This window comes from Prauserella cavernicola (assembly GCF_016595675.1).
Classification (GTDB): Bacteria; Actinomycetota; Actinomycetes; order Mycobacteriales; family Pseudonocardiaceae; genus Prauserella_A; species Prauserella_A cavernicola.
Map to the genome: position 1 here is coordinate 1 of NZ_JAENJH010000030.1, position 1,394 is coordinate 1,394.

At 73.5% G+C, this 1,394-nt stretch carries 1 protein-coding gene; it reads right to left on the bottom strand.

All coding sequences use genetic code 11. The annotated features are described in order from the left end of the window. On the bottom strand, nucleotides 1-1,394 hold a 1,394-nt coding region (locus JHE00_RS34535; RefSeq protein WP_200326407.1), incomplete at both ends, for a helix-turn-helix domain-containing protein.

Below are 1,394 nucleotides of genomic sequence, written 5' to 3' on the forward strand. Positions count from 1 at the left end.
CGGCCCAGGCCGTAGGCGATCAGCGCGAGGTGAAGTCCGGTCCGCTCCTCGGCGTCGGCAAGGTCGGTGCCCAGCTTCAGCTCCAGCGACCGCAGCCGTTCGTATGCCGTCGCCCGGCTCAGGTGCAGTGCCCGGGCGAAGGATGCCATCACACCGTTGCTCGCCAGATAGGACTCGAGGGTCGCGAGCGCCCGCTCTCGCCGGCCGGCCGGGAGCGCGAGGAGCGGGCCCAGGCGGCTCTCGATGAACGAGTGCAGCCGGGCGTCGTCCCGGATCTGCCAGAGCAGGCCCCGGATACCGAGATCGCCGCTGCGGATCACGGCAGGATGGTCGGTCCCCGACACGGGCGCCGCCACCGACGCCACGTGCTCGGCGTCGACGAGTGAGGGCGCGAGATTCCGCCACCCCTGAGCCGTCGGGCCTGCGACCACGGCCGCGACCACGGCACCGGGGAGCCGCCCGGCCAGCTCCTCGGGCAGCCGCGTGCCCGCCTCCTCGGAGGGACAGTCGAACAGCACCGCGACCAACTGGGGCCGCAGCCGTCCCACCAGCGCCGAGCGCTGCATCGCCTGCGCGGCCTCGGACACCTCGGACACGAGCTGGGTGTCCGGGCCGGTCGCGTCGCCCGTCCCGCGCGCCACGACCACGGCGATGCCCCCGCCCGGCGTGAAACCCAGAGCGCGAGCCCGAGCCCGCAGGGCCACATCGTCCGCCACCTGACCGGTCAGGACGTCCTGGAGCAGCCGGGCCGCCGCCGCGCCGGCCAATCCCTCACCCGGACTACTCACGAGGTGAGCGATCGTGACCGCCTCCGCGGCCCGTTCGAGCACCAGCTGAACATCAGGAGCGGCGGCGTCGGACACCCGGGTCGGCACGACCAGCCGCCCCCACCGCCGACGTCGCGGGCCGACCGGGATGCTGAGCCACTGTTCTGGTCCCCCGCGGCTGGTTCCCTCGCCACTGGGCACCTGCCGCGACCGCGCGGGCCAGTCCCGCAGTACCTCCTCGGCCGTGTCGCCACCGAACGCGAGCACCCGGTGCGCGAGGTCCTCGAGTACCACCGGGCGACCGGTCAGATCCACGCAGCGCCCGAGGATCTCGTCGGTCGACGCGCCCTCGATGCCCAGCGGGCCGAGGACCTGATGCGCCCGTTGCGCGAGGCTGAGGCGTTCGTACTGTTCGTTGACCACGCGGGCGTGCACGGTTCCGGTGATCTCGACGAAGCGCACGGGCGCCTGTAGCTCGACCAACGGGAACCGGTGCGCGCGAGCGGCCTGCACCAGTCCTTCCGGCAGCTCCGACACATGCCGGCCGAGCTCGACGAGCAGCGCGGCGGCGCCGCTCGCGTGCAGCGACGCGACGTAGGCGCGAAAATCGGTGTCCGGTTCGGCCAG